The sequence below is a fragment of the Microcoleus sp. AS-A8 genome (assembly GCA_039962225.1).
GTDB lineage: Bacteria > Cyanobacteriota > Cyanobacteriia > Cyanobacteriales > Coleofasciculaceae > Allocoleopsis.
The window spans coordinates 368,762-378,381 of record JAMPKV010000006.1; the positions used below are offsets into that span (position 1 = coordinate 368,762).

Annotated in this window: 6 protein-coding genes and 1 pseudogene; 2 read left to right on the plus strand and 5 right to left on the minus strand. The window is 47.7% G+C overall.

All coding sequences use genetic code 11. The annotated features are described in order from the left end of the window. Positions 1-19: 19 nt before the first annotated feature. Positions 20-1,921, minus strand: a complete 1,902-nt coding sequence (locus NDI48_12375; protein MEP0832001.1) for a S9 family peptidase — start codon at positions 1,919-1,921, stop codon at positions 20-22. Positions 1,922-2,156: 235 nt separating this feature from the next. Here NDI48_12375 and NDI48_12380 point away from each other — a divergent pair. Further along, positions 2,157-2,282: pseudogene (locus tag NDI48_12380) on the plus strand (catalase). Positions 2,283-2,405: 123 nt separating this feature from the next. On the opposite strand, the gene NDI48_12385 reads toward NDI48_12380, so the two are convergent. The 4 genes from NDI48_12385 to NDI48_12400 all read right to left on the minus strand — a co-directional run bounded on the left by NDI48_12385 (position 2,406) and on the right by NDI48_12400 (position 8,170). Further along, complete coding sequence (locus NDI48_12385) at positions 2,406-2,798, minus strand: response regulator (GenBank protein ID MEP0832002.1); 393 nt, start codon at positions 2,796-2,798, stop codon at positions 2,406-2,408. A 203-nt stretch (positions 2,799-3,001) separates the two neighbouring features. Beyond that, entirely contained in the window at positions 3,002-3,379 is a 378-nt protein-coding gene (locus NDI48_12390) for a response regulator (GenBank protein MEP0832003.1), read from the minus strand. Beyond that, the gene (locus NDI48_12395) at positions 3,354-6,146 is read right to left on the minus strand and encodes a PAS domain S-box protein (protein ID MEP0832004.1); all 2,793 of its coding nucleotides are present in this window, start codon (positions 6,144-6,146) and stop codon (positions 3,354-3,356) included. The genes NDI48_12390 and NDI48_12395 overlap by 26 nt, the downstream gene beginning before the upstream one ends. A gap of 146 nt (positions 6,147-6,292) precedes the next feature. After that, positions 6,293-8,170 (minus strand): response regulator, encoded by a 1,878-nt coding sequence (locus NDI48_12400; protein MEP0832005.1) that lies wholly within the window; start codon positions 8,168-8,170, stop codon positions 6,293-6,295. A gap of 348 nt (positions 8,171-8,518) precedes the next feature. Between NDI48_12400 and NDI48_12405 the strand changes: the two genes are divergently transcribed. Continuing rightward, on the plus strand, positions 8,519-9,169 hold the full coding sequence (locus NDI48_12405; protein ID MEP0832006.1) for a PEP-CTERM sorting domain-containing protein: 651 nt from the start codon (positions 8,519-8,521) through the stop codon (positions 9,167-9,169). Positions 9,170-9,620: the final 451 nt, after the last annotated feature.

Here is a 9,620-nt window from a genome sequence, read left to right on the forward strand (position 1 = left end):
GAATAGTTCCTAACGGGGTTTATTGTAAGACGCAGGAATGTCCTGGAATGTCTCCAATCGGTTCAAAGCGACCCCCTAAATATTTGGCGAGGAATTCTTCTGCGATCGCAAAAAAATGCAGTCGGTTTTCTGGACGAGCAAAGCCGTGTCCTTCATCGGTGTACAGGGCATATTCCACGGGCTTACCCGCCTTTTTCATGGCTTCAACGATTTGTTCGCTTTCTGCCTGCTTGACCCGTGGGTCGTTGGCACCCTGTCCAATGAGTAAGGGTTTTTGGATGCGGTCAACAAAAAATAGAGGCGATCGCGAATTGAGAAACTCTTCTTCTGTCTCTAAGTTGCCAATCCGATGGTACATGTTAGCCAGCAGGGGTGCCCAGTAGGGTGGGATACTTTTGAGCAACGTCACTAAGTTGCTAGGGCCAACAATATCTACACCCGCCGCAAACACTTCTGGGGTAAAGGTTAACCCAACCAATGTGGCATAACCTCCGTAGGAACCCCCCATAATTGCCACCTTCTTCGGGTCAGCAATCCCCTGTTCGACCAACCAATTTACCGCATCAATCAGGTCATCATGCATGGTTGCCGCCCATTGGCGATTCGCTGCATTCAAAAAGTCTTTGCCGTAGCCAGTAGAACCCCGGAAATTGACTTGCAACACCGCATAACCTCGGTTGGCTAGCCATTGCGCTTCCGAATCATAACCCCAAGTATCCCGTGCCCAAGGGCCACCGTGAACCAGGAGAACGGTGGGCAAATTTTTCGTCGGGATGCCCACGGGTGTTGTCAGGTAGCCATGAATGGTTAATCTGTCTCTAGCTTGGTAAGCAATCGGTTCCATCGAAGCCAGGGATAATTCTTCCAGTTCGGGTTGATTGCTGAAGAGTAACGTGCTGGACTTGGAGGCGCGATCGTAGATGTAGTAGTAAACAGGGCCATTATCGATCATATAAGCCACTAGCCAGGTATCATCCGCCAGAGTGCGGCTACCAATGCCAAACTCGCCTTCACGGACTTGGGAAATGGCCTCAAAATCGACGGCAATACTTTCGTCAAGGATCTGCCACTTCACTTTATCCTTGTAGACAGAAACCGCCTGAATGACTCGTGTCGTGGGATGTGCTATAATTCCACCCACGTCATACTGACTATCCTCTGCCATTACGGTTTCTTGGTGAGTAGCTAGGTCAAGGCCAATCAGGCGCTGAGTGTTAGCCTCATGAGAGCCAATTAGATAAAGGGTTTTGCCATCGGCAGAAAAGCCAACAGCCCCACCTTCATCATCGGGTCCCCAATGACGCAGGGTTTCCCAAGGCTTGTCCAACGTTTCCCGAACTAATAAATCCGAACCTCCGTCAGGCGTTGCAGCCGTTGCGGCTCTTACCTTAAACTCGGCATCTGCCGTCCAGCTAACGATATTACCGGGGTTCTCTGTCTCAAACTCCACAGCACCGTTATTCAGGTTAATCCGGTAAACATCGAACTTTTGAGGGTCATTTAAGTTCAGCCCCACTAGCACTTCGTCTGGGAAGTTGGGGTCAAGATCGACGACCTGGGCTTTAACATTTTGGAAGGGAGTCAAGTCCCGGACGATATTTGATTGGATATTGACTAAGTAAAGGTGGAAGTTCTCGTCACCATCTGAGTCTTGGAGATAAATCAGTTGCTGGGGGCTGTATGTCCAGAAGTACATGCGAATCCCGCGTTTTTGATCGTCTGTCAGCTTCCGGTCGTCTTCTTGCCCCACGGTTCGCAGCCATACCTGTAAGACGTTTTTCTCATCTGGCGCGAGATAGGTGAGATACTGACCATCCGGCGATAGTTGAGGACGGGCACGTTTTGGGTTGCCAAACAGAATTTCACGGGGAATAAGTGGGGGTAGCTGAGTGGCAGATTCACTGGTTGTTGTCGTTGTCATGGATGCTTCCGATTGCGATGGGTCATCTATGTGACACTTTAGCGAATTAGCCAACCGTCAAGAATAGAGTATTCCAGTAGACCGAAAACTCGTGCAGGGTGGCAGAAATAACTCACCTCTTGGGAGTGGGGAGAAAGCGCCAGAGATTGAAGATTACGGTTTATTACAATAGAACATCGCGAGTCCTAGTCGTAGTCATTTCGAGTACGATGTACTAAGGTAAACTCATAACGACTACACAGAAGAAGGCAACTGAGATGTAGCAGGTAACAATACGCCTGTGTTCTTCATCCGTGATCCCCTCAAGTTTCCTGATTTTATCCACACACAAAAGCGCAATCCGCAAACGAATTGCAAAGATGCCAACGCCAAAACTACGAACCCAATAGCGATGACAATCCCAATCCGTCTTGTAGACTCCTTTGTCAAGCGTCTAAACAATCTTTCTCCCTCCCCCATCCTGGTATGAACTCCAGCGCTGCTGTTATGGCTGTGCGGCAAATGTCCAACCGAGAACCTCAGCCACCCGTTCAACTAGTGCGATCGCATCAAACGGTTTGGCGATCGCGTCTACAACCCCCAGTTCCCGCAGGAGCTTGGGATCGGCGAGATCTACTTTGGCTGTGAGCAGCACCACTGGAATAGAGGGATTATCATCATTGGCTCTGAGCCGTTTGAGAAATGCGATGCCATCCATTCCTGGCATCATCTCATCCAAGACGATCGCATCCGGTTGTTCTGCAACGACCTGTTCTAGTCCTTCTCGTCCGGAACTGGCAAGCAGCACCTCCCACCCTGCCACATCCTCGAAACAGCCTTGCACGACTTCTTGAATCACGTCTTCATCGTCAATGACTAAAATCCGTTTGGACAACATAACTTCTACCCTCAGAGTGGAGGATGGCAAAATCTGTATCGAGCGAGCGAATCGAAATCATTAAGCGCTAGAGCATCATCGACACAGTTGACCGGATTGGGCAAACCTAATCGCAGAGACAGCCAAACCGACTGTGACTCGATCAAACCTGTTGGCTTCTAAATTACAGAAAAGAATTGAAGAACGTTTGAAGTTATAAAACTTTACAATTCCCAGCCCAAGACGGCTGCCACCTGCTCGGCTAATTCCATGGGGTTAAACGGCTTGAGAATCAAACCCGCCATTCCTAATTGTGCAAATTTAGCCTTGTCTTCGGGTTGGACTCTAGCCGTCAACAAAATCACCGGAATTCCCTGAGTGGTCGGATTCTCCTGTAATTGTTGCAGCACCTCAAACCCAGTCATTCCCGGCATCGACACATCGAGCAAAATGCCATCGGGCCGTTGCGATCGCGCCATTTCTAATCCCTCAATGCCCGATTCGGCGGTCAGAACGTCCCATTGGGCCAACTCTTCTAAGCAACCCTGAATCACTTCCAGAATCACCTCTTCGTCATCAATCACCAGAATGCGTTTTGGCATTGTCCTCAATAAATTCTTTATTAGCTGGAATAGGCAGGGTAAAGTAAAAAGTACTGCCTTCGTTAACCACACTTTCTGCCCAAATTTTCCCTTCGTGCTGCTCAATGATTTTACGGCAGATCGCTAATCCCAACCCCGTACCTCCCTTCTCACGGGAATCTGACGCATCTACCTGTTGGAAGCGTTCAAAAATGATTTCGAGCTTGTCGGAGGGAATGCCCCGCCCTTGGTCTTTAACAGAGAAAAGAGTATAGGGTATGGACGGTAGAGTCTGGGGATTTGGGATAGTGTCGTTAGTGTACTCTTCGGTTGCTTGAGTGCCCTGTTCCTCCGGATTCACTAATTGAGCCGATAGCCAAACCTTGCCACCGGGAGCAGAAAATTTGATGGCGTTGCTGAGCAGATTTGTCAGGGTTTGGATGATGGAATCCGGGGATGCCCAAACTTGAACCGGTAATAGATGAACCACAAGCTGAATCTGGTTTTGTTCCGCATAGGATCGCATGGTGTCAGCCGACTGCTGGATTAAATTCGCAGCATCGCACGCTTGCATCACGAGCTTCATTTTGCCAGATTCCAACCGCTGCAAGTCGAGAATATCATTAACCAGACGCACGAGGCGATCGCTCTGGCTCGCTGCAATTTCGATCATCCGCTGTTTCTTCTCCGGTTTCTTGTCGTAAATGCCATGCGCCACTAACCCTAGTGAGCCTCGGATCGCGGTGAGCGGAGTGCGGAGTTCATGACTGACAATCGAGATAAATTCGCTTTTCATCTTAGCGATTGCCCGTTGCTGTGTGATGTCACGAGCAATTTTAGAGGCACCAATAATTTTACCTGTTGCATCTTTGATGGGAGAGACGGTTAGAGAGATATCGACGACAGTTCCATCTTTTCGCTTGCGTACTGTTTCGTAGTGCTGAATGTGTTCTCCCTGCTGAAGTCGCTCCAAGAATTGAGCTTCTTCATCCAGCTTATCGGCGGGAAGAAGCAGAGAAATTGAACGCCCGATCGCTTCGCCTGGTGTGTAACCATATAGTTTTTGGGCACTGGCATTCCAACTGGTGATCGTACCGTCCAAAGACTTGCTGATGATGGCATCTTCTGAAGACTCAACGATCGCTGCCAATTGAGATAAAGTGGCTTCTGCTTGCTTGTAATCGCTGATATCTCGCAGGATCGCTGTGAAAAGCGTCTCGTTACCCAGGTTTAATCGGGAAATGGACGCTTCTGCCGGGAATTCACTCCCATCTTTGCGAAGACCAAAAATCTCGCTGCGCTCTCCCATCCGTCTAGCTTTGCCATCTGAGTGAGCAAAGCCGCTCATATAGCGGCGGTGGGGTGTGACAAATCGTTCCGGCAGAAGCAGGTCAAGGGGTTGCCCCAAAATTTCCTCACTCGTGTAGCCAAAAATTGCTTCCGCTCCCTGGTTAAATAGCGTAATTCGTTGGTTAGCATCCACCGAGATAATCGCATCTTTGGCAATCTCTACAATGCCTGCAAATCGAACCTGGGAAGTTTTTAAGGCGACTTCTGTGCGTTTGCGTTCGCTGATATTAAAGATGATGGAACGGCTCATGATGAAATTGCCGGATATATCTTTGAGAGCTGTTGCACTCAAACATACCGGTAGACTTGAACCATCTTGACAAATCAAGTGAAATTCTAGGTTCTCGATCCAACCTTGCTGCTTAAATTGTGGAAAATTTGCTTGAAAGATTGGCAAGCTTTCTGGTAAGAGGAGGTCAGTAAATTTTTTGCCAATAATTTCATCGCGGTCATAGCCTAACCATTGGAGTTCTGTGTTGTTAATGCGGATGAACCGACCTTCGTGATCGAGGGAGTGGTAACCACAGGGGGCATTGTCGTAGAGGTCTTGAATCTCTTGAGCGGATTGCTTCAGAGCCGATTCGATTTGCTGTCGGTGCAACAGTTGTGCTTGAAGTTGGGCATTGGCCTGGGTCAACTCAGCCGTGCGTTGTGCCACTCGCGTTTCCAGTTCGGCTTTGGCCTGTTTGAGGGCGGCTTCTGCCTGTTGGTGAGTGTCAATATCCATGATGGTTCCTGTCATCCGAATCGGCTGCCCTGCCTCGTTGTAGAATGCCTGCCCTCGTCCCTCAAGCCAGTGGATACTGCCATCAGCCCAGACAACACGATACTCATGCTGGTAGGCACTATGGTTCTCAAGTGCTTGTGTGATCGCCTGATTGAGTCCTTCTCGGTCATCCGGATGCAAACAGGCATCAAAGGTTTCATATCGACCATCGAAGGTACCAACAGCCAACCCAAACAACTGCTCGTGTTCCGGCGACCAGGTAATGGCTCCGGTGACCATATCCCAGTTCCACAGTCCCATCCGCGCAGCCGCTAACGCTGTTTTCAATCGTTCGGCATTCTCTTGCAATAATCGCTGGCTCAGTTGCTCAACTTCCCACTTACTGGTGCGTAAGTTATCGTTCAACAAGTTGATGATCACAGCAACCAGAGCAAAAATGCCTAACCGTACTCTATCAGTCGGATCGGCAACTTGAAGATGCTCAAGCGGTGGGATAAAGAAATAATTAATGGCTAGAACCGAGAAACTGACTGCCATAAGGCCGGGTCGAAAACCACCGTACCAGCTACTGACGAACACCGCAATATAGAAAAAAGCCCCCAACGTTCGGGTCATAAATAGCTCCAACCAGAGGGTTAGCCCCACAGCCATTCCCACTGAGGCGATCGCCACACCATAGGGAGCCAATCGACGGTAAAGGCTGGAACTCATTACTCTGTTCATGACTGGATATCTTATCTGTTCTAAGGTTTCCGCAAGAGTACTGCTCTTGAATCAAAACATCCTTTTTCAATCCCACGTTTTTAAAACGTGGGAGCCTAAAATCCCTCTGCCTTCTATCTTCTGCCTTGTGAAGGTCAGCACTTCTCACAACTGTTTGGGTCTGTTCCAGCACTATCCTGTTGAAAACCAACCCGTTTCAAACGATGAATAATTCGGGTTGCCAGTTCTGCCTCAGTCAGAGACTTGCTGAGATAATCATCGGCTCCAGCTGTAAAGGCGCGATCGAGATCAGCCGCTTGTGTATGAGCAGAAAGAAACAGAATAGGCAACTGGTGCCACCGCCGATCGCTCCGCACAGCTTGACACAACTCAATTCCATTGAAACCGGGCATTTCCAGCTCGAACAGGAGCAGATTAGGTGTCGTGCTAATGAGTACCTCCCAAAACCGCTGCGGCTCATTGAGTTGGGTAACTTCCACACCCAACGGTTTCAACAGGGTAGCTAAGTGATCTGTGACTGCCGCATCGTCATCCACAATTAACACCCGATTGTGATGGTTAACCTGGTTTTGGCTGAGTACATCCGTCACCGCTTTGAGAATTTCATAGGTAGGCAACGGTTTTTCTAAGAAAACATACCCACCTAAGCGAGCAACTTCCAAGCGATCGCTCAGTGTTCCCCGTCCCGTCAATGCTAGTACGGGAATCTTCGGAATACGCTGGCTCAATTCTTTGAGTAAGGTAAAGCCATTCTCTAAACCGGGAAAATTCAAGTCCAGGAGAATCACATTGGGCGGAGATTGAGCTATCGCTTTGCGGGCAACCTCCAGATCGGTCGCCACCTCAACCCGCAGTCCCCAGGCGATCGCCTCAATTCTCACCCGATCGGCCAGCATCAGGTCATCATCGACAATCAGGATGAGCGGTGTATAAGTCGCTGGCGCTGTCTTCGCTTCTACGTCCGGCTTCTCCTGCAACACCTGTTTTAGTTGCTCGACCCGTGTGGCAATTTGTCCTGCCTGCTCCTCATCCAAAATTGTTTGAGGGAAAAACCAATCTTCTAACTCTCTGGCAATTTGAGAACCTTCGAGGAATCCAAAAATTCCTAACGAGCCGGCTAACTTGTGGGCTTCTTGCTGAGCTTGTTGTTTCAGCTCAGGTGTCAAGTTACCTATACTCAATGCCTGCGATGCCTGTTGCAGCACACACAGTTGGGCTGCCAATTTATCATGAAACTTCTCCCAAATCTTGGCCGTCCGAGCGGAGACTTTCCGACGAGCCGTTTCCGGTTTCTGACTCGGCAACGATGGGGAAGTCGTTACTTGTGTGGCTTGAATTTCGGCAGGAGGTCTGAGCCGATAGCCCAAACCATGTACAGTTTCGATCAGATCGGCAACCCCTACTCTTTTTAACTTCTGACGCAAACACTTGATATGGGTACTAACCGTTTCCTCACCGGGTGACTTAGCGAAATCCCACAGACGATCCAAAATTGCCCCCCGGCTAAAAATACGCTTGGGATTTCTCAGAAATAGCTCCAACAAACAATACTCTTTGGGTGTAAGATGCAACAATTTATCGCCACAGGTCACTGCCCCATTCACCGGATCGAAGCGCAGATTTTTCCAGGTCATTGCCGAAGCAGGTAGCGATTTTCCACGCCGTAGCAAGGCACGAATCCGTGCCAGCAGCTCCTCTGGCTCAAACGGTTTGACCACATAATCATCCGCTCCGGCATCCAGTCCGATGACGCGTGTGGTCGCACTATCCTTTGCCGTCAGCAACAGAATTGGGCTTTGATACCCCTGAGCACGAAGCTGCTTACACAAGCTAATTCCATCCAGATGGGGAATAATCACATCTAGCAACACCAGGTCATATTCAAACCGCGCCGCCAGAGCCAGCCCCATCTGCCCATCTTCCGCCAGATTAACGGTATAGTGATGCGCGGTTAAAGCATCAGCCAGTGCTGCGCTGGTCGCTGGGTCATCTTCCACGATTAGAATTTTCACAGCGCATTCCTTTGCTCTTAATTCAAGGGTAGATGATATTCACAACGTATGTTATAGCTTGAGGCCAATCGGTTGAACCAGAAGACTCCAGACAGATTTCCAAAGTCTTGGTACACACTCTCCGTAAAATCTTCTGGCACAAGATAATGGTGTAACCTAAATGTAAAATAAATTTTAAGCTGATCACTCTTGACTCGTGCAATTTCCAGGAAGCTTTTATGAGATAGTGATTGACAGTAGGGAAAATACATCTTTATTGCCCTTGTTACTCTTATGTTTTTGGTAACGCTCTGTGTACCCTAGATTACTTAAACATGAATTAATGAAACTCGGAAACTGGAAGTAAAAGTGAATAGTTACCTAAAAATATCCATTGCTACAACTCTCACAGGAATAAACTTTTGGTTCATTAAATTTCCTGCCCAAGCTGCCACATTCTTCGAGATCGATGATGCCGGAAATACATTTAACAGTGCCCAGGCTGTGAGTGGATTGGACAACAACTTCTTAGAGAGAATTGAGGGAAACATCACATCAAAGCAAGATAACGACTATTTTCGCTTTTACTTTAGTGGACTAGGAATTTTGGCAATTGAAACAGGCCCTTATTTCAATATGCCATTTCCAGTGAATACTTTTCCAGCTTTTCAACTTTTTAATAGCAATTGCTCTTTGATGGGTGGGTATTTTATGGGTAATTTTACCTGGGGTTTAGGAAATATAGCAGGTAGTCAAATTTCTTATACTTCTGGAATTTCGCAAGTCAATTTTAACAACTTGTCAGCCGGAGAATACGTACTGAAAATTGACGGTACGGGTCAATACAATAATCGACAGCCCATTCATGAAGGGAACTATGCGGTAAGGCTATCAGGTGCAGAATTTATCCCTTCCCAACCCCAATCGATACCTGAACCTAGTACGCCAGTGGGCATACTAATAGGGGGTGGGCTTGGCTGGTTGATTAAGAAAAAAAGAGCATCTTGCTCCAAGGTATGAGTTAATTTTAGTTTCATTCAAGAAGGATTTCATCGGATAAGCATCCGTAGTTATAAATCTGCTCAAATTTAAAGCTCAATACCTATAATTGCGAGATACAGGAAAAATTGTCCGAGCTTTTGTAACCGTTTATTTCTGATTCTCGACATAAGAATGATAGGTCGAATTCGCAGGAGATTGAAGGCTGCCAGGAATATTAAAGTTATTCCTCCGTTAAAAAAACATGCCGCTGGTTCCTCAAATTGGCGAAAGAAGATAGGCGTTGCTATCCATTGCAAAAGACCAATACCAACGAGCAAGCCTCCAATAATTCGGTCTATCTGTTGCATTATTTCTCTCTAATGGGACTTAAACAAAAATAAAGAACCAAATAGAGTATAATGCTTATGATTTAAGGGTTTCAGGTTAAAATTCAACTCATGAAAGAAACAACACCATCAGCCATGCCTCC

Bases quoted from the DNA above. Each gene is read 5' to 3' on its own strand.
- NDI48_12375 (MEP0832001.1), bottom strand. From the start codon at position 1,921: ATGACAACGACAACAACCAGTGAATCTGCCACTCAGCTACCCCCACTT.
- NDI48_12385 (MEP0832002.1), bottom strand. From the start codon at position 2,798: ATGTTGTCCAAACGGATTTTAGTCATTGACGATGAAGACGTGATTCAA.
- NDI48_12390 (MEP0832003.1), bottom strand. From the start codon at position 3,379: ATGCCAAAACGCATTCTGGTGATTGATGACGAAGAGGTGATTCTGGAA.
- NDI48_12395 (MEP0832004.1), bottom strand. From the start codon at position 6,146: ATGAGTTCCAGCCTTTACCGTCGATTGGCTCCCTATGGTGTGGCGATC.